This window comes from Flavicella sp. IMCC45668 (genome assembly GCF_057219105.1).
In genome coordinates this window covers 1,864,243-1,889,615 of record NZ_CM170114.1, presented here as the reverse complement: position 1 = coordinate 1,889,615, position 25,373 = coordinate 1,864,243, and the positions used below count along the sequence as shown (strand labels likewise).

The window sequence follows — 25,373 nt, the reverse complement described above, 5'->3', positions numbered from 1 at the left end:
TAGGGGTAATTTAATTGAGAAAAGTTGTATCATCTTTGGTATTGGATGATATAAAAAAAGGTGATACTTATGTATCACCTTTTTTATTTTATATAGAATATATTAATTGATCATTGCTTTAAGCTCTGCAACGGTTGTAATTGGGTCTTCAGCACCAAATACATAACTACCTGCAACCAATACATCAGCACCAGCTTCCACTAATAAGTTGGCATTTTTATTGGTAACCCCACCATCTATTTCAATAAGAGTATCAGCTCCAGCAAAATCGATTAGATTTTTTAACTGTTGTACTTTTTTATAGGTATTCTCAATAAATGATTGTCCACCAAAACCTGGATTTACACTCATGATACATACCATGTCAATATCTTTTATTACATCCTCTAAAACAGCGACAGGAGTATGAGGATTTAAAGCAACTCCTGCTTTCATTCCTTCTGCTTTAATCGCTTGAAGCGTTCTGTGTAAATGTGTACAAGCCTCATAATGAACAGTCAATATATCTGCTCCAATTTTTTTAAAAGTAGGAATGTATTGATCTGGATTTACAATCATTAAATGCACGTCCATTGTTTTCTTTGCGTGTTTTTTGATTGCTTGAACCACTGGCATTCCAAATGAAATATTAGGTACAAATACCCCATCCATTACATCAATATGAAACCAATCGGCGTCACTATTGTTAACCATTTCTATATCCTTTTGAAGGTTTGCAAAGTCTGCTGCAAGAACCGAAGGGGCAATTAATTTGCTCATTTCTTTATGTTTGAATAATTATTTTGCAAAAATAGTATAAAAAAAGAAAACTCTCGATAGGTATATCGAGAGTTTTTGGTAGTTGATTATTAATACTTGGTTATCCTAAGTAAGTCATCAAGATTTTTGATCTTGAAGTGTGTTTTAATCTTCTAATAGCTTTTTCTTTGATTTGACGTACACGTTCTCTTGTTAAGTCAAAAGTTTCTCCAATTTCTTCAAGAGTCATTGGTTGGTGCTCCCCAAGTCCAAAATATAATTTTACAACATCAGCTTCACGAGGAGTTAAAGTTTCAAGAGCTCTTTCAATTTCAACTCTAAGAGATTCATGTAATAACGTTTTATCTGGATTAGGAGATTCTCCTGAATTCAATACATCATATAAATTAGAATCTTCACCTTCAATTAAAGGCGCATCCATAGAGACATGACGACCTGAGTTTTTCATAGATTCCTTTACATCATTTACAGTCATGTCTAATTTCTTAGCAATCTCTTCAGCTGATGGCGGACGCTCGTTTTCTTGCTCTAAGAAAGCGTACATTTTATTAATCTTATTGATAGATCCAATTTTATTCAATGGTAATCTAACGATACGTGATTGTTCTGCAAGTGCCTGAAGAATAGATTGACGAATCCACCATACTGCATATGAGATAAATTTAAATCCACGTGTTTCATCAAAACGTTTTGCAGCTTTAATCAATCCCAGATTTCCTTCGTTAATCAAATCAGGTAAAGTCAATCCTTGATTTTGGTATTGTTTTGCTACAGAAACCACAAAACGTAAATTTGCTTTGGTAAGTTTTTCTAGCGCTACTTGGTCACCCGCTTTAATACGTTGTGCCAATTCTACCTCCATATCGGCAGTAATCAAATCTACTTTTCCAATTTCTTGTAAATACTTGTCTAACGATGCAGTTTCCCTATTGGTAACCTGCTTGGTAATTTTCAGTTGTCTCATAGTGTTGCAAATGCTAAGCAGAAGTCGAGTTGAGTCTCAGTCTTCTCCGCTTGTATATATACGTATGATCGTCAGAAAATGTTACAAAAAATAGTAGTTATTTTTTGTTTTATTTTTAAGAGTATGTGTATTCTACTGATTTGTAGGTTATTGGGATAGTGAATTCAATTCTGGTTCCTTCCCCAATTACGCTATGTATTTTGAAAGATCCGTTCATCATTTTTATTCTTGCCTCAATTTGATGGATTCCTATACCGTTAGATTCTATTTTTTTAGAAGTATCAAACCCAACTCCATTATCTTCAATTTCTACATGCAAGTTTTTCCGATATTCCATAACATTAACATGGCCCTCTGTGGCACGACTGTGTTTTATAAGATTGTTTACCAGTTCCTCAATGATATTATTGGTCTTGATTTCGAAACTTTCCTCGTATCGTTGTAGATTTTCTGTAGATGCTGTTATCTCTAAATCGGTATTTGAGTATTTCTCGCAAAAATCTTGAATGGCATAGCTGAGTCCAAATTTTAATAAAACCGATGAGATAAGTTCGTGCGATAAATTTCTGATTTTCCCTGAGGCCTCATCAATGATAGTTTGAGTCTTATCTATTTCTATAGGGATCTTACCAACTACCTTGTTTTTACTTGCCTGCAAATGTAGATTGGCAGCGGAAAGAAGTGCACTTACACTGTCGTGTAATGTTTCTGCTATTTGTCTACGTTCCGCTTCTTTTCCGTCAAGTGTAGCATTTAAAATTTTGATACGGGTGAGAGATTCCATGTGTTCAATTTGTTTCTCTTTCATTAACCGCGTTTTCTCAATAACAAGATCTTTGTTTTCGTCCTTAAGCTTTGCATTTTTAGTGTAGATCCAAAAAATAAAAATTAAAATAAATAAACAAACAATTAAACTTATGATAATGAGCTCAAAGCGTTTTTTTTCTTGAATTTGAAGTAATTGTTTTTTTGCAGCATTTTGTTTGATGATGTCTACATTGTGTTTGGCCTCAATTTCAGTTATAATGGCATCAAATTCGGCATTCCTTAAACTATCGGCAATTTTGTTAGCTCTATTTAAATATTCATAAGCGATGTAATCTTTTGTTTTGTAATAGGTCCAAGCAAGATTTGCATTGATCATTCTTTGTAGACTAGTTTTTCTATTTGACCTAGAATTTTTTAACAAATCTAAAGCTTCAGAATAATAGGCTTTAGCTTCATTGTATTTCGTTAATTTAAGATCATTACCTGCTAATGTATTTAGACAAATTACTTGTCCAATCGTGTCTTGTCTTTTAATTTGAATGTCAAGTGCTTTTTTGACATAGTTTCGGGCTTTGTTATGTTTATTGTTTAGAAAATATATTATTGATAAACCATTATATTGCTCTGCCTTTTGACGTAAATATTTTGGGTTGGTACCAATGTACTTAGAGGCAGTTTCGTTATAGTAAAATAGAGTGTCTTTACTTTTATTATATTTAAGACTATCCTGTACATATTGATTAAAGTGATTAGCACTTAAATTTAGATTGCTGTTAATAATAAAGGAGGTGTCTTTAAGGATTTTTGAGAGGGATAATGCTTTTTTATTGTAAAATATAGCTTTTTGAAAATTATTTATGTTTTTAAAAATTTTTGCTATTTCTGAATTTGCAATGTATAGAACTTTCAAATTATTTCTAATTCGAGCAATTTCGATAATCTTGAGGTATTCTGTTAAAGCCTTTTCTATTTCATTTGATGCAACAAATTCTTCCGCGTTTTTAAGTAATTTTGGTAAATCATTTTTTTCATGAATTTTATCAACAACAAAAGCCACTGAAAAACCGTCAGTGGCTAATATTTTGTTAAAAGTTCCAAAAAGAACCAAAGTAAAAAAAACTTTTAAAATTTTTTTACTCATATATAATGGTTATTTTTTATTGCATTACAAACTCAGGAGGATCTACCTTATATCTGTTACTAGTTCTAGCACTTAAAGTAGTTGTACTTATGTTACGCATAAATACAATGTTTAATTTTTCTCCGTCGAATTTAAGATAATTTTTTGAATAATTGTTTTTTCCTTCTGTAACACCTGGATCTAGATATATTTCATGTCTATTTAATTCGTCATTAAATCCAAAAGTCGCTACAAAATTTTTCTTTAGTTTAAAGTCTAATTGGTATGAGCCATCTTCTAACATTGTAATTTTATAATCTTTTACAATTTTGATAGTTTTCGCACTTGCAGTTTGAGAAATTTTATCGTCTAAAATGCTAATGCCAGGGATTTTAATCTCATCGTTACTGATGAAGTCTAACTTAATTTGGTTGTTTACCAAGGGTAAAACCGTTGTGTTGTTCACGTTTGTAGTTCCCTCAGAAATGATGATTTCATTTCCTTCTGAACCACTTACAATTGTAGAAGTGTTACCTTCACTTAAAGTATGTTCTAAAATAAAACTTCCATCCTCTGTTGTTGATAAAGAGTATGATTTTAAAGAAGTTTCTTGACTTAATTCTTCTGTTAAATTTGAATCATCGGTACAAGAAGTTAATCCGATTGTTAAGGCTGCAATAGCCAGACTTTTGTAAAAAGTTTTCATAATTTTAGGGTATATGGTTATTAAACGGTTCGTTGTTTGTAAAAAAATGCCCTAGCTTTTGAGGGCTAGGGCAGTAAAATCAAATATTAGGGGTAGGATCTGATTTTATAATAATTTATTCCTCACAGCATACATTGCTAATCCAACTGAATTTTTTGCTTTTGTTTTGAAAAGCAGGTTTTTTCTGTAAGTGTCAACAGTGCTTGTGCTGATGTTAAGTCTTTCAGCTATTTCTTTAGTACTTAATTCAATACTAATTAGCCTTAAAACTTGTAGTTCTCTATCTGTCAATGAGCTGGTGAAAACACCATCTTGATGTACTTTTTTTCTAACTGTTCTTCCTACTGCCGCAGCAACTAGGTCTTTTTGAACTTCTTTACTAAAATATTGATCTCCGTTGTAAACAGAGTTGATTGCTTCTACGATGTTTTCTCCAGCACATTTTTTTGCTAAAAAACCATCAGCACCAATTTTCAGTACTTCTTTTACCAATTTAACATCATCGTAACTCGATAATACAATTGTAGGTTGTTTGATACCATTTTTATATAAATGATTTAAAACTTCCAATCCGTCAAGCTTTGGCATGTTAATGTCCAAAACCAATACATCCGCTTTATTCTCCTCTAACCAACTTAGTACATCCTGTCCGTTAAGTGAGTGTCCTGCAACTTCAATATTTTTTTCATCTTTTAATACTGCTTCAATTCCGTCAATTAATATTTGATGATCATCCGCAATATGAACTTTAATAATTTCTTTATTTTCCATTAGCTGTTACAAATTTAAATGGTTTATAGGTTACTCACAATCCTGCTTATAAGCGAAATTTACATATCCCTAAAAATAGGGATGTCTTAAAAACAAATATATAAAGTATTTTTTGGTTAGAATTTTGATAAATTCAAACTAGTGTTTTATCCATAAAAAAACCTGAAGCTGAACTTCAGGTTTTTTCCGCATAAATAAACTAAGATGTTAGGGTTATCGCAGACGATCTACAGATTTTACAAGGTTTTCATCCTTTTTAATTGCTTTGTTAGCCATGACGAGCAAAACAATAACAATAATTGGAAGAGTTACCCCAATACCTTTCTCCGAAACGTTAGTTCCTCCAGATACCATTAGAGACTCGAATAACAATACACCTAATAAATAGAAGTTGATTAGAATGTTTAATCGTCCAAGTACAAATTGATTTTGTCTATTTTTGAATAAAAAGATAGACAATGCAGATAAAAGACTTGAAATGAAAAAACCAATTCCAATTGATTTTATTAAGAAACGATCATCAGTGATTAAACTTGTTATATTAGAAAGATTGTCGTTTTCACTTCCTAGAAAGGAAACAAAAAACACAACTCCACCTGAAATAAAGGCTGCTAATAACAAGTAAATAGACTGGATTCGTTGTATCATTTAATTAATTACTGATAATTTTGGTGAACAAAAATAGTTTTTCTTGTTTGAATATTCAATAAAAATTGAAGTTAACTTGTGTATTATATTTTGAATGATCAATAGTAGTTTGATATACAGAAATTTGTATGGCTAGAATGTCGCTGTATATTTTAGATTTTTTTTATAAACTTTATGTTTTAAAGAATAAAATTATATATTTGTTATTCATATCGATACTACGTTAGGCTGTTTTGAACTCTTCAAAACTTCTAATGGGTTAGTAATTCACAAAAATCATATCCAATTCTTCTTCATTTTATTTTCGCTAGAAGAATATCATAAATTATATACACATTAACATGTTTGAAATTTCACAACTCAAGAGTAAGACTCTTGTTGAGTTACAGGCTATTGCAAAAGAAAAAGGACTAAAAAAAACAAGTCAATTGAAAAAAATTGATTTGGTCTACCAAATCTTAGATGCTCAAGCTGCTGAAGGTGCGTCTGCAAAAGAAACTGTTGAAAAGACAGAAAAGGTTGCTCCGAAACCGAGAAAAAAAAGAGTGAAAGTAGAAAATCCGGTCGTATCAAAGCCAAAAGAAACTTCTAAAGAAGTAGAGGCTGTACCTGCTGCTGCCCCAATCAAGGAAGAAGCTAAAATGGAAATTATTAATTCCGATAAAAAGATTGGTGCAAAAGAAGATAAACCTCGTGTACCTAAGAAAAGAGTAGAACGAAACGATGTTTCTAAGGCTCCAACTAAGGACGTGGCTGGTTCTGAGAATCAAAAAACTAATGAAGGTGTTAAGTCTAAAGGACCACAACATAGAAATAATGATGGGAAACAAAGACAGAACCCAAATCAGAATCAAAAAAGAACTCCTCAACATAAAAATCAACATAAAGAAAAGAATCACAATAAGAGTAATACCAAATTTAGAGATCCTGATTATGAATTTGACGGGATTATTGAAAGTGAAGGGGTGTTAGAAATGATGCCTGATGGGTATGGTTTTTTAAGATCTTCAGATTATAATTACTTATCATCTCCTGATGATATTTACGTGAGTCAATCGCAAATTAAATTATTTGGTTTAAAAACTGGTGATACGGTTCTTGGTAATGTAAGACCTCCTAAAGAAGGTGAAAAGTATTTTCCTTTAATTAGAGTTTCTAAAATTAATGGTTTACCTCCTAATGTGGTTAGAGATCGTGTTTCATTTGAGCATTTGACTCCTTTGTTTCCGAATGAAAAATTTAATTTAATAGACAGGAAAAAAACATTGTCAACTAGAATTATGGATTTGTTCGCTCCAATAGGAAAAGGACAAAGAGGGATGATTGTTGCCCAACCTAAGACAGGTAAGACAATGTTGTTAAAAGATATTGCAAAAGCAATAGCAGAGAATCATCCGGAAGTTTATCAGATTGTTCTTTTAATTGATGAAAGACCAGAAGAGGTTACAGATATGCAACGTAGTGTAAAAGGAGAAGTAGTTGCTTCTACGTTTGATGAACCTGCTGAGAAACATGTTAGAGTAGCAAATATTGTGTTAGAAAAAGCAAAAAGACTTGTTGAGTGTGGACATGATGTGGTAATTCTTTTGGATTCAATCACACGTTTGGCAAGAGCTTATAACACCGTAGCTCCTGCTTCCGGTAAAATTTTGTCTGGAGGTATTGATGCAAATGCATTACACAAGCCAAAACGTTTTTTTGGTGCTGCAAGAAATATTGAAAATGGAGGTTCTTTATCGATTATAGCAACTGCATTGACAGAAACTGGTTCTAAAATGGATGAAGTAATTTTTGAAGAATTCAAAGGTACTGGAAATATGGAATTACAGTTGGATAGAAATATTTCTAACCGTAGAATTTACCCTGCAATTGATCTTATCAAGTCAAGTACAAGAAGAGATGATTTGTTATTTGATGCTAAATCAGTGCAAAGAATGTGGGTGTTACGTAAGTATTTGGCTGATATGAATCCTATTGAAGCAATGGAATTTATTAGTGATAAAGTAAAGTACTCTTTAAATAATGAAGAGTTTCTTATTTCTATGAATGGATAATAACAAAAAAATATATTTGAAAAACGGACTGCTTATGCGGTCCGTTTTTTTTTTAAAAAGATTCTAAAACTATTTCAAGTTTTTTTTGATTACCAATTAAGGATGTAACCGAGTCTATATTCAAATTGGAGATAATCCTATGATGCCCTAAGTTTTTACCGGTTTGATTTATATTTAAGGTTTCAATAAGAATTGCTTTTGTTTGTTTGGCAACTGCCCTTCCGGAATCTATAATAGAAATAGAATCGCCTGTCAGTTTTTTTATGCTTGGAATAAGAAAGGGGTAATGAGAGCATCCAAGTACAAGGTAATCGATATTTTTGGCCAACATGGGCGTTATGTATTTCATTAGAAGCGCATCCATTTCAGGGCTTTCTATTTGGTTCTGCTCTATTAGTGGTACAAGACCTGTTCCGACCGTTTCAATTATTTTAATACCATCCATGTGCTTTTTAGAAGTTTCAGCAAATAGGGAGCTATTGAGAGTGCCTTTGGTAGCAAGGATACCAATTATTTTGGATTTTGTTTGTAGAGCTGCCGGTTTTATTGCAGGTTCTATACCAATAAAAGGTATGTTGTAAGTAGCACGTAAGGTTTTGATTGCATTTGTTGTAGCTGTATTGCATGCTACTACAATTAGTTTACAGCCTAGTTCCATTAACCTTTCAGTGTTTTTGATACAAAGTTTTAATATTTCTTCCTTTGATTTTTCTCCATAGGGAGCATTTTTGCTGTCTGCAAGATATATAGTGTTTTCCATAGGAAGTAAATCAATGATTTCTTTCCAAATAGAGAGACCTCCGACTCCAGAATCAAATATTCCTATAGGCTTTGTACTCATGAAAAAATCTTCTAATTAGTTGTTTTATGAAACTGTTAGGGGCTAAAATAAACAAAAAAAAACTCGTTATTCATTGGAATAACGAGTTTCAGATAAAGTGTGAATTCTTTATTGAATTCCTAATTTTGTTTTTACAGCTGGACCTAAATCTTCACCTTCAGAAACGATTAGTGCTTTTGAGTCTAAAACATAAACAAAACCTTTAGTTTTAGCGATCGCTTTTATAGCGTCTTGTGCTTTTTTAATAATTGGCTCAAGAGCTGCTTTCTCCTTTTGTTGTAGTTCTTGCTGAGCAACTTGTTGTAGTTGTTGAATTTTTCCTTGATCAGCTTGAACTTCTTTGATTCTTGCCTCATTTTGAGCTGCAGTTTGAGAAACCTCTTCTGCAGTATACTTGTCAATCTTAGCTTTTAATGCTTTCTGAGCATTAGTGATTTCTTCACCGTATGTTTTACCAAGTTTTTCTAAATCTGCTTGAAGTTTAAGAGTTTCAGGCATTTTAGATACAATCTCTTCAAAATTAATATGTGCTACTTTTTGAGCTTGAGTGAAAGTAGACATCCCTAGTGTTATCACTACTGCTGCTAATAAAGTTTTAAAATGTTTCATCTTTGTAATTATTTAATATTTATTCTTTTGGTTATTTTTATCTATGGATAATTTTACTTTCTCTTTCTGCTTTTTTACGCTTTTGCTCTTCAATTCTTTTTTCTAGATCTTCTTTAGCTTGTGCTTTTTTAAGTTTCGCTTCTTCTCGTTCTCTTTCTTTTTCTGATTTCGTAATGTAAGAGATTACCGTTTTACTAATATCATACTTTGGATTTGCATATAGCATTGTAAGATCACTAGTTCTATCGAAAACAAAGTCATATTTTTTTCTTGCTACTATTTGCTGAATGGCATTAAATACTTCGTCTTGGATAGGTTGAACTAATTGTTTTCTTAATTCGAAATAAGCTCCTTTTGTTCCAAAGTAACTAGCACGCATTTTTGATAATTCGTTTTCTTTTATTTGGATATCTTCTTGTCTTTCTACTACAAGGTCTTCCGTTAAAAGTATTTTTTCATTGTTAAGTTCTAATTTTAGGTTTTTTATTTCGTTTTCAGAACGTTCAATTTTTTTTCTCCATTGCGATGCTTTAGAGTCCAATTTTAATTGTGCTTTCTCATAACCTGGTACATTTTGTAAAATATACTCCATGTCTATAAAAGCGATGCTCTGTGGTTTTTGACCAATACAAGCACAACTTATGAAAATGATTAATATGGAAAGTTTTTTTAACATTATTTAACTCAAAAATTTCTACGAAAACAAATATAGTAAATTAGAACTGTTGACCAATAATAAAGTGTGTTTGCCATCCTGATGGTTGGAAACTACCTGGAGGAGCATCAAGTCCATTTGCAAAATCTATACCTAATAAACCAAAAGCAGGCATAAATATACGTACTCCAAGTCCAGCAGATCTTCTCACATCAAAAGGATTGAAAGATTGAAAGTCTTGGTATGAATTTCCTGATTCTAAAAATCCTAATACATAAATAGACGCAGAGGGTTTTAAAGTAATTGGATATCTAACTTCCATGGTAAATTTGTTATAGATAGTTCCTCCATTCACGCCAGAAAGACTAGAGTTTTCATAACCTCTCAAACCTACAATTTCCCTACCGTCAAATTGACTTTGCTGCAATCCATCTCCACCTACGTAATATCTTTCAAATGGCATGTCTTTTAACGCTTCATTATAATACCCCAGGTACCCTAACTCTATTTGTGTCATCAATACTGATTTTCCAATCAATTTGGTATACCATTTTGATTTGTAACCAAGTTTGTAATATTCCAACCATTTATAGCGTGCTTCGTTGATTCGCCCTTGGTTTGGAACTGTACCTAAGTATTCACCATTTGGTCCGTAAGCATCATCTCTATATGCTGGGTCATCTTCTATGGTACTAAAATCCGTACTGCTGAATAATGAGTGAGGTAAAGTAAATTTTGCAGAAACACTGAATTCTGATCCTGTAGTAGGGAAAATTCTACTTGGTCCTGATGAGTTTCTTCCTAGGGTAATGCTATAAGATAGGTTATTAGAAACTCCTGTACCATCTTCAAAGTTTAACAATCCAATATTGTATTGGTTGATGTCGTATTGTTTAAAACTAATAGCTTGACTAAGCGTAAAGAAATCATCTGGCCATGTCAAACGTTGCCCTAAACCAACCGTTACTCCAAAAATATTCAAACGTCTGCTTTTGTCAACATTATTTGATGTGAAATCAACTTGATATTGTCGAGAATTGTAAATAGAAAATGAAAATGATTTAGGTTTTTTACCACCTAACCAAGGTTCTGTAAATGAAAAACTATGTGTGCTGTAGTATCTACTTACCTGAAGTCTCAATGCAAGAGATTGACCATCACCCATCGGTAAAGGTTTGTATTCTTTACCGTTAAATAAGTTTCTTATAGAGAAATTGTTAAACGATAATCCTAATGTTCCAATGAAAGATCCACCACCGTAACCTCCTTGCAGTTCTATTTGACTGGAACCTTTTTTAACAACCGAGTAGTCAATATCAACGGTTTTATCTGCATAATTAGGTTTTAAATCAGGAGTCACATTTTCAGGATCAAAGAAACCTAATTGCGAGATTTCACGAATAGAACGGATAATATTTTCCTTACTGTATAGATCTCCTGGTCTCGTTTTTAGTTCTCGATAAACAACAAAATCATTCGTTACCTCATTACCAGAAACTGTAACATTTCGAATAGTGGCAGGGTCATCTTCATGGATTCTGATTTCTACAGAAATCTCATTGTTATCTACCCTTGTTTCAACAGCATTTACTTGAGAGAACAAGTAACCACTATTTTGGTATAAAGATGAAATATCTTCGGAGTCAGGTGAACCATCACCTTTTACTCTTTCATTAAGTAATTTGGCATCATAAACATCACCTTTTTCAATTCTTAAGAAACGATTTAATTGGGCAGTGGTGTAATTACTGTTTCCAAGGAAGTTGATGTCACCAAAATAGTAACGTTTCCCTTCTTCTAATTTAATTTGAAGACTAATGCTTTTGTCATCTTTGTTCCAAATAATACTGTCAGATATGATTCTAGCATCACGATACCCTAACTCGCTATATTCGTCTAGTAAGTTTTGTAGATCGTCTTTGTATTTTTCTTTGATGTATTTAGAAGACTTCCAGAATCTACCCCAAAATTTTCTTTTGGTATCTTTAAAAAAAGTTCTTAATTGAGCATCACTTATATCTTTATTTCCATCAAAAGAAATTTCTTTAATTTTTATCTTTTTACCTCTATCAACCGAGATTAAAAGGTCCATAGCATTTCCTTCTGTGGTGTCTTTTCGAGTATGAAGATTTACTTTTGTTTTAAGGTACCCTTTGTCAGTATATGTTTTTTTAAAGTAGTTTTTGGTGGTTACCATAAGGTTGTCAGTAAGCATATCACCTTTATTGATGTCAGCTTCTTCCCTTAAATCTTTTGCTTTTGATTTTTTGATTCCTGAAATGGTAATACTACTAATCTGTGGCAATTCAGTAACATTGAATTCTAAATAAGCGGTATCTCCGTCAATTTTAGAAATAAAGACTTCTACAGAACTAAATCTTTTTGTACCATAAAGTTTTTTGATTGCGCTTGAAAGCTTGTCTCCGGGAATTTTTATAACCTGACCGGTTTTAAGACCAGAATATACTTTTACCGATTGTTCGCTAAATTGTTGCGCTCCAACAACAGAGATTTCACCTAAAATGTACTCTTTTCCACTCTCAAAAGGAACAGATGAAGTAGTGGTGGAGGACTCAGTTTCTTGAGATGTGGCTATGCTTGTGCATAATACAAAACTCAAAAAAAGAGTTAATATTTTGATACTATTCATTTAGGTTTTCAATTTGTTCGCTTGTTTTTCCAAAGCGTCGTTCACGATTTTGATACTCAACTACAGCCTTATAAAAATCGTTTTTTCTAAAATCTGGCCAAAGAACATTTGTAAAATGAAATTCTGCATATGCAATTTGCCATAATAGAAAGTTGCTAATACGTTGTTCTCCACTTGTTCTGATAACTAGGTCAACTTCAGGCAAAGAAACTGTATATAAATGATTATTAATAATTTTTTCATCAATTTCTTCAATTGAAAGTTCATTATTAACAATTTTTTTTGAAATGTTTTGTACGGCTTGAACAATTTCCTCTCGAGAACCATAGCTCAAAGCAAAGGTGAGGGTTATTTTTGTGTTCGTTTTGGTTGCCTCAATAACATCTCTTAAAGTATTTTGTGCTTTTTTGGGTAAGCTTTCTAAACATCCAATAGCATTAACTTTGATATTGTTTTCTTGAAAGCCAGGTAATTCTTTTTTTAAGGAGTTTATAAGTAGACTCATAAGAGCGTCTACTTCGAGTTTGGGCCTGTTCCAATTTTCAGTAGAAAAAGCATATAATGTAATTGCTTTAGTTCCAATCTCGCTTGCTGCCTCTACAGACTCTCTTACAGATGTAAGTGCATTTCTATGACCGAATATTCGGTTCATTCCTTGCTGTTTAGCCCATCTACCATTACCATCCATAATGATAGCAACATGTTGAGGGATTTTATTTGAGTCTATTTGAGTAAAGTAGTCCATTAGCGTCTTCTTGTTGTGTAATATCTAGTCCTACCAAAGGTGTAAGACAAGGTGAAACCGGTAAATGCATACCAGTCGTTTGTTTTGGGGTCCCCAAATTTAGCATTTTCTGGGTGATTTGTCAGTATTTCATTTTTATAAAATTGACTATCATCCAAATCGTCAGTAAAAGAGTATCGAATGCGGAGCTCTGCCCCTAAAATTAGATTGTCTGAGATCTGAACTTTATATCCAGCACCAAAAGGGAGTGCGATTCCAAATTTGTTTTTATAACTGTAATTGTCAGCGGTACCTTGTGCAGCTTTGTAATGAAAAGCAGCCAATTCAAAAATCAGATATGGGGTATGCGATTTATGCCAATGTGAAACAGTATAATCGAAAAAATTAAAATCAATTCCTGCTGTAATTTCAGAAACAGTTTTATTTACAGGTGTATCAAATTGTTGTCTGATTTCATTTTTAGAATCTGCGTTGTTCGCCTTTATTTTCATAGCAGTGAAAGATGCACGATAAGAAATTCTTGGGTTTCTGTTGTATTTGTACATCAGTCCAAACGCAGGTGCATTTGGAATTACAAGTGTTGAAGTTCCTATATCTCCACTATAGTTACTTCCTCCAATTGATGCTCCTATTTCATGTAATTGGGCAAAACAGCTTGCTCCAAAGCAGATAAATGTTAATATTATTAAATTTTTCCTCATAATTTAAAATAGCGTGCAAATATAAATATTTCAATTTGCATTGTTAAGTAATACATTCTCTTTTTATTAACTTAAATATAGTAGCTTTATTGTAAGGGAATAATTTATCTGTGTGAATAGAGGCGTTAGTTTGTGTAATTTCTTTTGTCTTCTCCCCAAAATAATTTTTCTCTAAGGGTTCCTATAAAAGTTTGTTGATTTAATTGGATGATTTTTACAGGAAAATTAGCTTTTGTAAGAGTAAGTTCAATTTCAAAAGGTACTGTAGATACTCTCGAGTCTAGAGAAAGAAAAAATTCCTTTTCTCTTCCGATAATTTTTAATTTAATCTCTGTGGTGTCAGGGATAACCAAAGGTCTTGCGCTTAAATTATGAGGAGCAATAGGTGTTAGTACAAAATTATTTGATTCTGGCATGATAATCGGTCCATGACAACTTAAAGAATATCCAGTAGATCCCGTTGGAGTGGCAACAACCAATCCATCAGACCAATATGTGGTTAGATATTCGTCATTTAAATAGGCTTCTACTCCAATCATAGAAGTAGAGTTTTTACGTGCAATAGTTACTTCGTTTAAGGCAAAGTTGATATCGTTAAAATGAATATTTTCATCATTTGTAGAAATTTGTAAAACCGCTCTTTCTTGGATGGTATATTCTTTGTCGATTAAAGATTGAATTGTGTTTTCAATTTCTTTTTTCTGAACTGTAGCAAGAAAACCTAATCTTCCGGTATTAATTCCTAGTATGGGAATATTTAAATCTTTTACAAGTGTTGCTGCATTTAAGATGGTTCCATCTCCTCCAAGCGTAAATAGTAGGTCAAAGGTGCTGTCTAATTCTTCATGTTTTTGAAAAGTTTTATAATTTAGATTTTCAACTCCTAATTCGTCAAGAATGGTTACAAACTCTTTATAGATTAAAATTTCAATATTGAATTTGTTTAAGTTTTCAATAAGGATTTCAAAGTATTGTCGATCCGTATTTTTATACGCTTGTCCAAAAATGGCAACTTTATTCATTTCTTGTGTTTTGTGTTGAGTAAGATTAGATACTCAAATATCTTTGTAAATAATTAGATCTGTTTTTTAGGTCCTCTAAATAAGAGTCATCCTCATGATTTGAGATTACATTATATTCATAACGTCTGTATGATTGTATAATTTCGTCAATAATATCTGTTTTTATTTTTAGCGTAATCTGTGTGGTTTTTTCATTTTTTAGAGAAACATGCAAGCCAAGGACTAGGGCATTGTTGGATTCTGAAATTTGAGTAATCTCGGAAATAGAATACGTTGCTGTATCTTTTTCAAGGATTAAAACGATACCCTCTTCCGTTAAAAAAGGAGTTTCTGCATAGATATTTAGGATCTCGTTTAGTTCGTAAAAGCCAATATATTCCTTTTTTGAATTTAGAACTGGTAGAATATTCGTTTCGTTTGTCGCAAAAAGAGTTAATAAATCAATTATATTATCTTCATCTGTCGCGAAAAAAGATTCAAACGAATACTGGTATTCAGAAATTAATTTTGATTCATCGCTGAAGGTTTGCAAATCACTTGCCGATAAAGAACCAAATAATTTATTATTTTGAAGTATCGGAAAATGACTAACTAACTGATCTTTAGTTTTTAGTTTTGAGTCTGAAACACTTTCGTTAAAGTTTAACGTAGGTAAATCGTTCGAGATGTAATCTTCTAATTTCATGGTGTTTTCTAATTGTCGCAAATTAATAAAATTTCATGTAAAATGATGTATTTTTGCCTTTTTAAAATGGCTGTTTCGAATAGTTAAAATACAAAAAATATTATGACAAAATTAAGTGTGAATATTAATAAAATAGCGACGTTAAGGAATTCAAGAGGAGGGAATACTCCAGATTTGCTTAAGGTGGCTTCGGATATAGAGGGGTTTGGTGCAGAAGGAATTACGATTCACCCAAGACCTGATGAACGTCATATTCGTTATCAAGATGCTTATGATTTAAAAGACTTGGTTACAACTGAATATAATATTGAAGGAAATCCTATTGAGCAATTTAAGAAAATGGTTTTAGAAATTAAGCCTACGCAAGTTACCTTGGTGCCTGATGGAGATGATAATATAACTTCAGATGCTGGTTGGGATACCATAAAACATCAAGAATATTTAAAAAATATAATAAGCGAGTTTAAGTCTCAAGGAATCAGAACTTCCATTTTTGTAGATCCAATTCCGGAAATGATTGAAGGTGCTGCCGCTACAGGAACCGATAGGATAGAATTGTATACAGAGGAGTTTGCAGTTGCGTATGCTAAAGGAAATGAAGCAGCGATCAAACCGTATGCAGCTTGCGCCCAATTAGCACACGATTTAGGAATGGGAGTGAATGCTGGGCATGATCTAAGTCTTGAGAATATTGAGTTTTTTGCAAAAAATATTCCGCATCTTGCAGAAGTATCGATTGGGCATGCACTGATTTCTGAATCTTTGTATTTAGGATTAGAAAATGTGGTGAATATGTATAAGAATAAGATGAAATTTGACTAGCTAAATATTTATGGAAGTTTTACATTCTAAAATTCAGGGAGAAGGAACTCCGTTACTTATTTTACATGGGTATTTTGGTATGGGTGATAATTGGAAATCTCATGCCAATAAACTCGCAGAAAATTATCAAGTTCATTTAATTGATCAGAGAAATCATGGAAGGAGTTTTCATTCTGACGATTTTGATTATGAATTATTAGTGGAAGACTTAGAAGGGTATTATGATTTTCATAAGCTAGAAAGTGCTATTGTATTAGGGCATTCAATGGGTGGGAAAACTGCGATGTCTTTTGCTGTGACTTTTCCTGAAAAAGTAGAGAAGTTAATTGTAGCAGATATTGCCCCTAAAAATTACCCACCACATCACCATCAAATATTGGAAGCTTTAAATGCAGTTGATTTTTCTAAGATTTCATTACGAACAGAAGTGGATGGCATTTTGAAGCAATATATTGATGAAGTTGGAGTTAGACAGTTTTTACTTAAAAATGTATATAGAAAAACTAAAGACCAACTTGCTTTTAGGTTCAATCTTGAAAGCTTAACGGAAAACAATAATGAAGTAGGAGCGCCATTGGCAGCATTTACAGAGTATGATGGGGAGGTGCTTTTTTTAAAAGGCGCTAATTCAGGGTACATATCTGACGATGATATTCCGCTTATTGAGGCGCATTTTTCAAATGCCACGCTAGTTACAATTGAAAATGCAGGTCATTGGTTGCATGCTGAAAATCCTACAGATTTTATGAATGCACTCCTAGCTTTTCTGAATACGTAAGAATTTGAGTTTTAAATAAACACTACGTTTATTAACTGTTTTATTGTCAGTGTTTTTGTTAACTTGTCATGATACAACAGAATGGTATTGTTTTGGCTGTTGTTTATTTAAATTTAAATATATGAAAACACTTATAAAAATATTGGTTACTGCAGTTGCGGTATTGATTATTTCTAATTTATTACCCTCTATACATGTAACAAACTACACTTCTGCTGTTTGGGTTGCAGCGGTTCTAGCCTTATTGAATACCTTTTTAAGACCCGTGCTGATTTTGCTAACCTTGCCCGCTACTATTTTAAGTATGGGATTGTTTATCTTCTTTATAAACGCAGGTATCGTATTGATGGCTAGTAATATGGTTGATGGTTTTTATGTAAATGGATTTATGTCGGCCTTACTTTTTAGCTTGTTGCTTTGGGGGGTAAGAGCTGTGTTGTTTTCATTGTTGCTTGAAGATGACCAAACTCCAAGAAATAGAATAAGTTAAAGATTGTTCAATTCGCAAAAAAGTATTATTTTTGCACCCAATTTTAAGGAATATAAAAGTCAAAGAATTAAGATGAATATTACAAAAGAAAGTATAGACTCGTTAAATGCTGTTGTAAAAGTTGATATTACGGCTGCAGATTACAAAGAGAAAGTAGAAACTATTTTACAAGATTACCGTAAAAAAGCTGATATCCCTGGATTTAGAAAAGGACATGTGCCTTTAGGTATGGTTAAAAAGCAGTATGGTAAATCTATCATGATTGACGAGATCAATAAGATGTTGCAAGAATCTTTGAACAATTATTTAACTGAAGAAAAGTTGGATATATTGGGGAATCCTTTACCAAAAGTAAATGAGGAATTCTCTTGGGATACTGAAGATTTTTCTTTTGAATTCGAATTAGGTTTAGCTCCTCAGTTTGAAGTTGACTTAAGTGCGAAGAAAAAAATTACTCAATACAACATTATCGCTGAAGATAGTTTGATTGATAAAGAAGTTGAAAATTTACAAACTCGTTTTGGAAATGTTATCCAAAAAGAAGCTGTAGAAGAAACTTCTAATGTTACTGGTACTTTTGTAAATGCAGAGAAAGAAATCGAAAAGAAATCTACTGTTGCTGTATCTGATATCAAAGGAAAAGTAAACGTAAAGAAATTTGTAGGAGCTAAAGTTGGAGATGTTTTAGAATTAAAAACTAAAAACTTATTTGAAGACAACCATAAATTAATGGGAGCTTTAGGATTGAGTCATGATGAAATTGAAGGATTAGAAATTCCTTTGACTTTTACAATTGAGGAAATTACTGAAACTGAATTAGCTGAATTAAATCAAGAATTGTTTGATAAAATCTTTGGAGAAGGAAAAGTAGCTACTACTGAAGAGTTGAGAGCTAAAATCAAAGAAGATGCAGAAGGTCAGTTCAAACAACAATCTGAGCAACAATTATTAAATGCAGTAACGGAATACTTAGTAGAGAATACTAAGTTTGATTTACCAGCAGAATTCTTAAAGAAATGGTTAGCTACTGCTGGAGAGAACCCAATTTCTGAAGAGCAAGCAAATGAAGAGTTTGAAAAGTCTGAAAAAGGTTTACGTTACCAATTAATCGAAAGTAAAATTATGTCAGCTAATGACATTAAATTAGATTTCGAAGAGTTAAAAGAGTATGCTAAAGGATTTATCAAAGCTCAAATGGCTCAGTATGGAAATTTAGATCCAGAAGAGAAAGAATTGGAAGATATCGCAAACAGAGTATTGGGTAACCAAGATGAAGCGAAGCGTTTACAAGACCAATTGGTAAGTAAAAAATTATTAGATTTCTATAAAGAAACGATCACTTTCAAAGAGAAAGAAGTTTCTTATGATGCTTTCGTAAAAGAAGTATACAAATAAGAAATTTAAAAGTATAAAGAAAAAGCTCTAAGGGAAACCTTAGAGCTTTTTTCATTTCTATTGTAAATAAAGTTTATGTACCCTTTGATAAGTTCAAATGGTTAGAATTAAGTTTTGTTTTTTAGTAATTAGAAATGGACTTTTTTGGGGTAGGAAAAACATAATAACTACTTTATTGATTAGCAACAATGTTTCTTTTTTTTAATGCTTTTAGGTTTGTCCTAAAAGCATTTTGATGTATTCTATTTTTTGATAATCTGCTTGGTTGTGCTTTTGCCGTTAGAGTAGATTTTAATAAAATATAGTCCGTTTTCGTAGGGGCTTAAGTCCAAATCGTTTCCAATATTTTCGCCTAATGTGTTGTATACTTCAACTTGGTCAATAACGGAGTTGTTTCCAGATATGTTAACTAAACCAGTAGTTGGATTAGGAGTAAGTTTTAAAGTGTTAAAATCGTATGTTTCTTTTGTGGCTAGACTAGGTTGGGTAATTGAGAATGTTTGGGTTGCTTCTATTCCGTCCGTATTGGATTTCCAGAATCCAATTGTTTCTGTCCCGGTAAATACTGCACCTCCAAAAAAACCTGGTGAGAATGTGAATGTAACATCTCCTGATGCATCTGTAGTGACTACCTTTGAGCCACCCGCCCATTGGTCTCCTGATACATTAGTAATTCTAAATTGATTGAATACCGTATACTCCGTATCCGCGGTAAAGCCTGTTAAGGTAATTTCTAAAGCGGTAGCAGGTGTTTGTGACCAACTTATTGCCTTATTGTCTCCATCTGTATTGATGATGGCAGAGGTAATGGTGCTTTGAGTAATTGTTTGCGCTTTTGAAAGGAACCCAATAAGTAATAACACAAATGTTAAAGTAATTTTTCTCATAATTAAATAGTTTTAAGTGAGTTTCAAAGTTAGGTTATAAAGTGGTTCTAAAGACGGGGAAAAAGTTTACACGTACCTCATTGCGATTATTTTGGTTTTCTTTTTACTTAGTTAACATGTTAGTTAACATGTTAGATAGCAAAGTTATTATTGAATATATTGAGTCGGGCTAGGAGCTTAAGAATTGACCTTTTTGAGTTTCATAAATTAATGACGAGATAGTGAGTTTTTGAAGTCAAGTTTTTATCTATTTTTATTAATTTTAGTTAGCTGTTTTTCGGTGAGTAATTGGAATTAGATTAAAAATAAAAAAGCTTTTAGGTGTCCCTAAAAGCTTTTTATTATTATTTGATCTTTGTTTTTGAGGCTATTTTCGCTTCTGACCTCTCGTTTTTGGTTTTTTATATTTTTTAGCCAATTCTCTCCTGTAAGATCCACCTTGGTTTGTTTTTTTGTTTTTCTCTTTCTTTTCATGAAAAGCTGGTCCTGGTGCAAACTCTTTAGATTTTTTCTTTTGGTAAGGTTTTATGACTTCAACCGGCATTTCATCTTCCGTCATTTTTGAAGAAATATCAACTTCTTCGGGAAATGCAACAGTTTCGACTTTTAGGTTCATCAACGTTTCTACGTTTTCTAAAATTTCTTGATCATTTTCTGTAATAAAACTAATAGCATTTCCTTCATTTTCTGCTCTACCCGTTCTACCAATTCTGTGAATGTAATTTTCTGGGTCATCAGTTATATCAAAATTGATTACATGTGTGATTCCCTCAATGTCAATACCTCTAGCAAGTACATCTGTAGCAATTAAAATTCGATGCAATCCTTCTTGGAACCCTTTTATTGCTTGTAATCTGTAGTTTTGAGATTTATTAGAGTGAATTACAGAAATTCCATCGCTGTCTCCAGAGTTTTCTAATTCGGTAAATAGTTTATCTGCCACCCTTTTGTTTTTTACAAATACTAGGGCTTTGCTATAGCTGTCTTTATCTGCAAGTAAAAATTTAAGTAGATTAACCTTGGTATAGAAGTTTTTTACATTGTAAATGCGTTGTTCTATGTTTTCAAGTGGTGTTCCTGAACGTTCTATTTCAACAGTTAATGGGGCTCTAAAAAATGTATTAATTATATTTTTAACCTCAGCGGTCATGGTCGCAGAAAATAAAATACTTTGTTTCTTTTCTGGCAACAAATCTAAGATTGTTTCTAATTGATGTCTGAAGCCTAAATTTAAAACTTCATCAACTTCGTCTAAAACTAATTTCTGAATTTTTTTTAAGTTCAATACCTTACTTAATCCTAGGTCAATAATTCTTCCAGGAGTAGCTACTAAAATATCCAACCCTTCAAAAATTAATTGTTTTTGAGTGTTGATGTTTGCTCCTCCATAAACACCACCAATTCGGGTATTGATGTAGGGAGTTAATTCTTTTAAAGCCTCTTCTACTTGTACTACTAATTCTCTCGTAGGAACTATAATTAGGACTCTTGGGTGTTTTTGTTCCGAGTATTTTAATTGCTTTAATAGAGGCAGTAAATACGCATAGGTTTTACCAGTTCCGGTTTGTGCAATCCCAACAACATCTCTACCTGATGATATTACAGGAAATGCTCTGGATTGAATAGGTGTTGCATAATCGTAGCCTAAATCATCAAGAGCATTTAATAAAGGTGTGTTTAGTTTTAAGTCAGAAAACCTCATAATCTTATTTTTCAATTGTGATGCAAAGGTAATCTTAAGATTCCATACTAAAATGGTTTAGCTCATAAATTAAACGATACACATATAAAAAAGAAGAGCCGCCATTTGGAAGCTCTCTAAAGTTAATCTTTTCTGTTTTTTATGATTTCATCTTGAAGTTTTCGACTAAGCTCTTGCTGTCTAACCAATGATTTTTTTTGATGGGCTTCAAATTCGTCTTGAGTTTCTTGTAAAAGTTGCTTTGCTTCTTTGGTAATTATATTACTATTGGTGTATTTGTAAAAGAAGAAAAGTGCTACGGCAAGTAAAGTGAAAATGATGATTCCAGCAATCAAGTTGTAATTGTTTTTATTCATGCTTAGTCCCACAACACTAATAGAATCTTTATTGGTGTTGGCCATAGATAAAGCTTCCTTGTTAGTTGCCAACTCATTTTTTAATTTATTGATTTCAGTTAGTTGGGTGTTATTTTCTTCATGTTTCAAATTCAATAGCTTTTTTTGATTTGCCATCGAGTCTAATACATTTTTATGTAATTTGTTGAACTTAACCTTAGTGATTACCTTATATTCTTTGTAATTGGTCGAGGTCTTTTCAAGATAAATAAACTGACTATTTAAATCTCCTTTGGTTTCAAATGGATTTTCTAATTTCTTTTTTTGAGCATGACCTACTGAGAAGGCTATAAATAGGAATAAAAATATAATAAGTTTTCCGTTTTTCATTTTTGTGGTTTTCTATATGTGGTTTGTAAATTTATACAAATCTAACGACAAAAAAATGCGGTTAGTATACAAATATGCCCAAACTGTGAAATTCTAATTGAACTTTATAATTATGGAATCATAACCTAAGGTTTTAGTAAAAAAGAATCTTAAATAAATTAATTGTTTTGAGATTATTTTCTATATTAACCAAACAAATATTCCTACGGGTAATGGAGATTTCATTTACAAATGAATAACTCGTTTTAAGGAATAACTTAGTACCTTTACAAACTATAATTAAAAAATAGAATCAAATGGATTACGGAAAAGAATTTGAAAAATACGCAACAAAACACCACGGAATTAATAGCATGCACTATGATAAAATTAGAAGTTCTGTAACTCCGTATATCATGGAAGAGCGTCAAATGAATATCACACAAATGGATGTGTTTTCTAGATTGATGATGGATAGAATTATTTTCTTAGGAACTGGGATCAATGACCAAGTGGCAAATATTATTCAAGCACAATTATTATTTTTAGAAAGTGTAGATGCAAATAAAGATATTTCTATTTACATAAATTCTCCTGGTGGAGGTGTATATGCAGGATTGGGTATTTATGATACTATGCAATTTATCAAACCAGATGTAGCAACAATATGTACAGGAATGGCAGCATCGATGGGAGCAGTTTTAATGTGTGCAGGAGAAAAAGGAAAAAGATCAGCGTTGCCTCATTCAAGGGTAATGATTCACCAACCTTTAGGTGGTGCACAAGGACAAGCAAGTGATATAGAGATTACTGCAAGAGAAATATTAAAGTTGAAAGATGAATTGTATCAAATTATTTCAAAGCATTCAGGACAGTCTATTGAAAAGGTTCATGATGATTCAGATAGAGATTACTGGATGAAAGCTGATGAAGCGAAAGCTTATGGAATGGTTGATGAAATTTTATCTAGAAATAAATAAAATTAGATATGTGGTTGTTGAATAACTACATGCGATAATTAAGGAAAGATGTCGAAAGAAGAAAATTTAGAGTGTTCATTTTGCGGACGTAAAAAGGTGGAAACAGATCTGTTAATTGCAGGTATGGATGCGCACATTTGCGATAAATGTATTGAACAAGCCCATGGAATTGTATTAGAAGAAATTTTAGAAGCAGATGACGTATCTGCTGTTTCTGATTTGGAAGTTAAAAAACCAACTGAGATAAAAGCTTTCTTAGAACAATACATTATTGGACAAGATCAGACAAAGAAAACTATGGCTGTGGCGGTTTACAATCATTACAAAAGATTGACACAACCAAAGGACGATAAAAATGATGTTGAGATAGAGAAAAGTAACATGATTTTGGTTGGAGAAACTGGAACCGGTAAGACATTGATTGCGAAAACAATTGCAAAAATGTTAAATGTGCCATTCTCTATTGTTGATGCCACTGTTTTAACGCAAGCGGGTTATGTTGGTGAAGATGTTGAAAGTATTTTAAGTAGGTTATTACAAGCTGCTGATTATGATGTTGAAAAAGCAGAAAGAGGTATTGTATTTATTGATGAAATAGATAAGATTGCCAGAAAAGGGGATAATCCATCAATAACCAGAGATGTTTCTGGGGAAGGAGTGCAACAGGCTTTGTTAAAATTATTGGAAGGAACAGTGGTAAATGTGGCTCCTAAAGGAGGTAGAAAACATCCTGATCAAAAATTTGTAGAAGTGAATACCAAAGATATTTTGTTTATCGCTGGTGGTGCCTTTGCAGGAATTGAAAGAAATATTAGCAACCGTTTGAACAGACAAGCTGTTGGTTATTCTGCGGCTATGGCCGTGGATAATGTTGATGAGACAAATTTATTGCAGTATGTTATTCCAAGTGATTTAAAAACATTTGGATTGATTCCTGAGATTATTGGACGTTTGCCTGTTCTAAGTTATATGAATCCTTTGGATGCGAAAACATTACGCTCTATTTTAACAGAACCTAAAAATTCATTAGTAAAACAATACACTAAATTGTTTGAAATGGATGATGTTGCATTTACAATAGCAGATGAAGCGTTGGATTATATTGTAGAAAAGGCCTTAGAATATAAACTAGGAGCTCGTGGTTTACGTTCTCTTTGTGAAGCTATATTAACAGATGCCATGTTTGAGTTACCAAGTTCAGATGAAAAAGAATTTAACGTAGATAAGGAGTATGCAGTTGCAAAACTGACAAATACTACTTTAAAGAAATTGAAAGCAGCTAGTTAAAAGTTGTGGTAAAAATTATAAAAAAGGGATTCAAGCAATTGAATCCCTTTTTTTATTAAAATCGTTTTCCTATGGTGATTCCTCCTCTACCAACTACGGGTACTTCATCATTGTTGCTTGTCATAACACGTCCAAGACCACCACTGATTTCAGCAATAAATCCACGTTTGGTAACCCATTTTCCACCAACGCTTATCCCGATTGCCCCGCCTTTATAGGTGGTAGTGTTATAATTCTGGTATTGAAAAGAACCGTCTATGTTGTCATAATTATTGTAGTAATATTGTTCATCTTTTCTTTCATAATACATACCGAATAGTTCTATAAAAAAACCTTGATTGTATTTACTAGAAAAATAGGATCTATAATAAGGTGTGATAGATAAGGTTCTATACATTTCAGCATCTAAATTGTTTTGACCAAGTACGTAAACAGATAAACCAATAGATGATTCATGATTTAAAACTCTTTCATAAGTAAAGTCCAACGCTCCAAATGCTATAAGAGTTAGGGCATTTATTTTAAGTTCGTTGTTTTTTTTGTTCTCTTCTTGTGCTTTGCTTTGTGTGATTGATGTTATTAATAATAATAAGATCAACCCATGTTTTAATTTCTTCATATTTATTTTTG

At 32.3% G+C, this 25,373-nt stretch carries 25 protein-coding genes; 7 read left to right on the top strand and 18 right to left on the bottom strand.

Translation table 11 applies throughout. From position 1 onward, the window contains the following. Positions 1 to 102: 102 nt before the first annotated feature. The 6 genes from rpe to AC2DZ0_RS07965 all read right to left on the bottom strand — a co-directional run bounded on the left by rpe (position 103) and on the right by AC2DZ0_RS07965 (position 5,736). Complete coding sequence (gene rpe / locus AC2DZ0_RS07990; protein WP_484489557.1) at positions 103 to 759, bottom strand: ribulose-phosphate 3-epimerase; 657 nt, start codon at positions 757 to 759, stop codon at positions 103 to 105. A 100-nt stretch (positions 760 to 859) separates the two neighbouring features. Continuing rightward, a complete protein-coding gene (locus AC2DZ0_RS07985) occupies positions 860 to 1,723 on the bottom strand; it encodes a sigma-70 family RNA polymerase sigma factor (RefSeq protein WP_152285620.1) in 864 nt (287 codons plus the stop codon). A 115-nt stretch (positions 1,724 to 1,838) separates the two neighbouring features. Beyond that, a complete protein-coding gene (locus tag AC2DZ0_RS07980) occupies positions 1,839 to 3,632 on the bottom strand; it encodes an ATP-binding protein (protein WP_484644798.1) in 1,794 nt (597 codons plus the stop codon). Positions 3,633 to 3,648: 16 nt separating this feature from the next. Then, positions 3,649 to 4,317, bottom strand: coding sequence for a hypothetical protein (locus AC2DZ0_RS07975; protein WP_484644797.1), 669 nt, complete (start codon positions 4,315 to 4,317; stop codon positions 3,649 to 3,651). A gap of 105 nt (positions 4,318 to 4,422) precedes the next feature. Further along, a complete protein-coding gene (locus tag AC2DZ0_RS07970; protein WP_484644796.1) occupies positions 4,423 to 5,088 on the bottom strand; it encodes a response regulator in 666 nt (221 codons plus the stop codon). Between the two features lie 213 nt (positions 5,089 to 5,301). Further along, a complete protein-coding gene (locus tag AC2DZ0_RS07965; protein WP_484644794.1) occupies positions 5,302 to 5,736 on the bottom strand; it encodes a DUF4293 domain-containing protein in 435 nt (144 codons plus the stop codon). A 341-nt stretch (positions 5,737 to 6,077) separates the two neighbouring features. On the opposite strand from AC2DZ0_RS07965, the gene rho reads away from it, so the two are divergent. Then, positions 6,078 to 7,790 (top strand): transcription termination factor Rho, encoded by a 1,713-nt coding sequence (gene rho, locus AC2DZ0_RS07960; RefSeq protein WP_484644793.1) that lies wholly within the window; start codon positions 6,078 to 6,080, stop codon positions 7,788 to 7,790. Positions 7,791 to 7,842: 52 nt separating this feature from the next. Here the strand turns inward: rho and murI are convergent, their stop codons facing one another. From murI to AC2DZ0_RS07920, 8 genes are all read right to left on the bottom strand, one after another. Further along, a complete protein-coding gene (murI, locus tag AC2DZ0_RS07955; RefSeq protein WP_484644791.1) occupies positions 7,843 to 8,631 on the bottom strand; it encodes a glutamate racemase in 789 nt (262 codons plus the stop codon). 108 nt (positions 8,632 to 8,739) lie between these two features. After that, positions 8,740 to 9,240 (bottom strand): OmpH/Skp family outer membrane protein, encoded by a 501-nt coding sequence (locus tag AC2DZ0_RS07950; RefSeq protein ID WP_484489550.1) that lies wholly within the window; start codon positions 9,238 to 9,240, stop codon positions 8,740 to 8,742. 37 nt (positions 9,241 to 9,277) lie between these two features. Next, a complete protein-coding gene (locus AC2DZ0_RS07945; RefSeq protein WP_484489549.1) occupies positions 9,278 to 9,916 on the bottom strand; it encodes an OmpH/Skp family outer membrane protein in 639 nt (212 codons plus the stop codon). A 40-nt stretch (positions 9,917 to 9,956) separates the two neighbouring features. Then, positions 9,957 to 12,545 (bottom strand): outer membrane protein assembly factor BamA, encoded by a 2,589-nt coding sequence (bamA, locus tag AC2DZ0_RS07940; RefSeq protein ID WP_484644790.1) that lies wholly within the window; start codon positions 12,543 to 12,545, stop codon positions 9,957 to 9,959. Next, a complete protein-coding gene (gene uppS, locus AC2DZ0_RS07935; RefSeq protein WP_484489547.1) occupies positions 12,538 to 13,290 on the bottom strand; it encodes an undecaprenyl pyrophosphate synthase in 753 nt (250 codons plus the stop codon). Before uppS ends, bamA begins: the two co-directional genes overlap by 8 nt. After that, the gene (porG, locus tag AC2DZ0_RS07930; RefSeq protein ID WP_484644788.1) at positions 13,290 to 13,991 is read right to left on the bottom strand and encodes a type IX secretion system protein PorG; all 702 of its coding nucleotides are present in this window, start codon (positions 13,989 to 13,991) and stop codon (positions 13,290 to 13,292) included. The genes uppS and porG overlap by 1 nt, the downstream gene beginning before the upstream one ends. Positions 13,992 to 14,116: 125 nt before the next feature. After that, positions 14,117 to 15,013: an NAD kinase gene (locus AC2DZ0_RS07925; RefSeq protein ID WP_484644787.1), complete on the bottom strand. Its 897-nt coding sequence runs from the start codon at positions 15,011 to 15,013 to the stop codon at positions 14,117 to 14,119. A 25-nt stretch (positions 15,014 to 15,038) separates the two neighbouring features. Beyond that, positions 15,039 to 15,698 carry an acetoin utilization protein acuB gene (locus tag AC2DZ0_RS07920; RefSeq protein WP_484644785.1) on the bottom strand — a complete coding sequence of 220 codons (660 nt, stop codon included), beginning with the start codon at positions 15,696 to 15,698 and terminating at the stop codon, positions 15,039 to 15,041. Positions 15,699 to 15,800: 102 nt separating this feature from the next. Here AC2DZ0_RS07920 and AC2DZ0_RS07915 point away from each other — a divergent pair, with 102 nt between their 5' ends. The 4 genes from AC2DZ0_RS07915 to tig all read left to right on the top strand — a co-directional run bounded on the left by AC2DZ0_RS07915 (position 15,801) and on the right by tig (position 19,183). Further along, a complete protein-coding gene (locus AC2DZ0_RS07915; RefSeq protein ID WP_484644784.1) occupies positions 15,801 to 16,520 on the top strand; it encodes a pyridoxine 5'-phosphate synthase in 720 nt (239 codons plus the stop codon). A 10-nt stretch (positions 16,521 to 16,530) separates the two neighbouring features. Beyond that, complete coding sequence (locus tag AC2DZ0_RS07910; RefSeq protein WP_484644783.1) at positions 16,531 to 17,298, top strand: alpha/beta fold hydrolase; 768 nt, start codon at positions 16,531 to 16,533, stop codon at positions 17,296 to 17,298. A gap of 121 nt (positions 17,299 to 17,419) precedes the next feature. Beyond that, positions 17,420 to 17,788 (top strand): phage holin family protein, encoded by a 369-nt coding sequence (locus tag AC2DZ0_RS07905; RefSeq protein ID WP_484489541.1) that lies wholly within the window; start codon positions 17,420 to 17,422, stop codon positions 17,786 to 17,788. Positions 17,789 to 17,860: 72 nt separating this feature from the next. Beyond that, positions 17,861 to 19,183 carry a trigger factor gene (gene tig, locus AC2DZ0_RS07900; protein ID WP_484492472.1) on the top strand — a complete coding sequence of 441 codons (1,323 nt, stop codon included), beginning with the start codon at positions 17,861 to 17,863 and terminating at the stop codon, positions 19,181 to 19,183. A gap of 242 nt (positions 19,184 to 19,425) precedes the next feature. On the opposite strand, the gene AC2DZ0_RS07895 is transcribed toward tig, so the two are convergent. From AC2DZ0_RS07895 to AC2DZ0_RS07885, 3 genes are all read right to left on the bottom strand, one after another. Further along, a complete protein-coding gene (locus tag AC2DZ0_RS07895; RefSeq protein ID WP_484644782.1) occupies positions 19,426 to 20,070 on the bottom strand; it encodes a T9SS type A sorting domain-containing protein in 645 nt (214 codons plus the stop codon). A gap of 367 nt (positions 20,071 to 20,437) precedes the next feature. Continuing rightward, positions 20,438 to 21,772, bottom strand: a complete 1,335-nt coding sequence (locus tag AC2DZ0_RS07890; protein ID WP_484644780.1) for a DEAD/DEAH box helicase — start codon at positions 21,770 to 21,772, stop codon at positions 20,438 to 20,440. Between the two features lie 122 nt (positions 21,773 to 21,894). Further along, entirely contained in the window at positions 21,895 to 22,497 is a 603-nt protein-coding gene (locus AC2DZ0_RS07885; protein WP_484644779.1) for a tRNA (guanine-N1)-methyltransferase, read from the bottom strand. 296 nt (positions 22,498 to 22,793) lie between these two features. On the opposite strand from AC2DZ0_RS07885, the gene clpP reads away from it, so the two are divergent. Both clpP and clpX read left to right on the top strand, forming a co-directional pair. Next, positions 22,794 to 23,456 (top strand): ATP-dependent Clp endopeptidase proteolytic subunit ClpP, encoded by a 663-nt coding sequence (gene clpP, locus AC2DZ0_RS07880; RefSeq protein WP_484492468.1) that lies wholly within the window; start codon positions 22,794 to 22,796, stop codon positions 23,454 to 23,456. A 48-nt stretch (positions 23,457 to 23,504) separates the two neighbouring features. Beyond that, positions 23,505 to 24,743, top strand: coding sequence for an ATP-dependent Clp protease ATP-binding subunit ClpX (gene clpX, locus AC2DZ0_RS07875; protein WP_484644778.1), 1,239 nt, complete (start codon positions 23,505 to 23,507; stop codon positions 24,741 to 24,743). Positions 24,744 to 24,798: 55 nt separating this feature from the next. Here clpX and AC2DZ0_RS07870 read toward each other — a convergent pair whose 3' ends face one another. After that, entirely contained in the window at positions 24,799 to 25,362 is a 564-nt protein-coding gene (locus AC2DZ0_RS07870) for a DUF3575 domain-containing protein (protein ID WP_484644777.1), read from the bottom strand. Between the last annotated feature and the right edge of the window lie 11 nt (positions 25,363 to 25,373).

What these genes read in the sequence shown, in the direction of transcription:
- rpe (WP_484489557.1), bottom strand. Translation starts at nt 759, where the DNA reads ATGAGCAAATTAATTGCCCCTTCGGTTCTTGCAGCAGACTTTGCAAAC.
- murI (WP_484644791.1), bottom strand. Translation starts at nt 8,631, where the DNA reads ATGAGTACAAAGCCTATAGGAATATTTGATTCTGGAGTCGGAGGTCTC.
- tig (WP_484492472.1), top strand. Translation starts at nt 17,861, where the DNA reads ATGAATATTACAAAAGAAAGTATAGACTCGTTAAATGCTGTTGTAAAA.
- bamA (WP_484644790.1), bottom strand. Translation starts at nt 12,545, where the DNA reads ATGAATAGTATCAAAATATTAACTCTTTTTTTGAGTTTTGTATTATGC.
- clpP (WP_484492468.1), top strand. Translation starts at nt 22,794, where the DNA reads ATGGATTACGGAAAAGAATTTGAAAAATACGCAACAAAACACCACGGA.
- AC2DZ0_RS07985 (WP_152285620.1), bottom strand. Translation starts at nt 1,723, where the DNA reads ATGAGACAACTGAAAATTACCAAGCAGGTTACCAATAGGGAAACTGCA.
- AC2DZ0_RS07970 (WP_484644796.1), bottom strand. Translation starts at nt 5,088, where the DNA reads ATGGAAAATAAAGAAATTATTAAAGTTCATATTGCGGATGATCATCAA.
- AC2DZ0_RS07910 (WP_484644783.1), top strand. Translation starts at nt 16,531, where the DNA reads ATGGAAGTTTTACATTCTAAAATTCAGGGAGAAGGAACTCCGTTACTT.
- AC2DZ0_RS07980 (WP_484644798.1), bottom strand. Translation starts at nt 3,632, where the DNA reads ATGAGTAAAAAAATTTTAAAAGTTTTTTTTACTTTGGTTCTTTTTGGA.
- AC2DZ0_RS07885 (WP_484644779.1), bottom strand. Translation starts at nt 22,497, where the DNA reads ATGAAAAACGGAAAACTTATTATATTTTTATTCCTATTTATAGCCTTC.
- AC2DZ0_RS07920 (WP_484644785.1), bottom strand. Translation starts at nt 15,698, where the DNA reads ATGAAATTAGAAGATTACATCTCGAACGATTTACCTACGTTAAACTTT.
- AC2DZ0_RS07905 (WP_484489541.1), top strand. Translation starts at nt 17,420, where the DNA reads ATGAAAACACTTATAAAAATATTGGTTACTGCAGTTGCGGTATTGATT.
- AC2DZ0_RS07965 (WP_484644794.1), bottom strand. Translation starts at nt 5,736, where the DNA reads ATGATACAACGAATCCAGTCTATTTACTTGTTATTAGCAGCCTTTATT.
- clpX (WP_484644778.1), top strand. Translation starts at nt 23,505, where the DNA reads ATGTCGAAAGAAGAAAATTTAGAGTGTTCATTTTGCGGACGTAAAAAG.
- AC2DZ0_RS07890 (WP_484644780.1), bottom strand. Translation starts at nt 21,772, where the DNA reads ATGAGGTTTTCTGACTTAAAACTAAACACACCTTTATTAAATGCTCTT.
- AC2DZ0_RS07975 (WP_484644797.1), bottom strand. Translation starts at nt 4,317, where the DNA reads ATGAAAACTTTTTACAAAAGTCTGGCTATTGCAGCCTTAACAATCGGA.
- uppS (WP_484489547.1), bottom strand. Translation starts at nt 13,290, where the DNA reads ATGGACTACTTTACTCAAATAGACTCAAATAAAATCCCTCAACATGTT.
- AC2DZ0_RS07925 (WP_484644787.1), bottom strand. Translation starts at nt 15,013, where the DNA reads ATGAATAAAGTTGCCATTTTTGGACAAGCGTATAAAAATACGGATCGA.
- AC2DZ0_RS07915 (WP_484644784.1), top strand. Translation starts at nt 15,801, where the DNA reads ATGACAAAATTAAGTGTGAATATTAATAAAATAGCGACGTTAAGGAAT.
- AC2DZ0_RS07945 (WP_484489549.1), bottom strand. Translation starts at nt 9,916, where the DNA reads ATGTTAAAAAAACTTTCCATATTAATCATTTTCATAAGTTGTGCTTGT.
- rho (WP_484644793.1), top strand. Translation starts at nt 6,078, where the DNA reads ATGTTTGAAATTTCACAACTCAAGAGTAAGACTCTTGTTGAGTTACAG.
- AC2DZ0_RS07895 (WP_484644782.1), bottom strand. Translation starts at nt 20,070, where the DNA reads ATGAGAAAAATTACTTTAACATTTGTGTTATTACTTATTGGGTTCCTT.
- AC2DZ0_RS07870 (WP_484644777.1), bottom strand. Translation starts at nt 25,362, where the DNA reads ATGAAGAAATTAAAACATGGGTTGATCTTATTATTATTAATAACATCA.
- porG (WP_484644788.1), bottom strand. Translation starts at nt 13,991, where the DNA reads ATGAGGAAAAATTTAATAATATTAACATTTATCTGCTTTGGAGCAAGC.
- AC2DZ0_RS07950 (WP_484489550.1), bottom strand. Translation starts at nt 9,240, where the DNA reads ATGAAACATTTTAAAACTTTATTAGCAGCAGTAGTGATAACACTAGGG.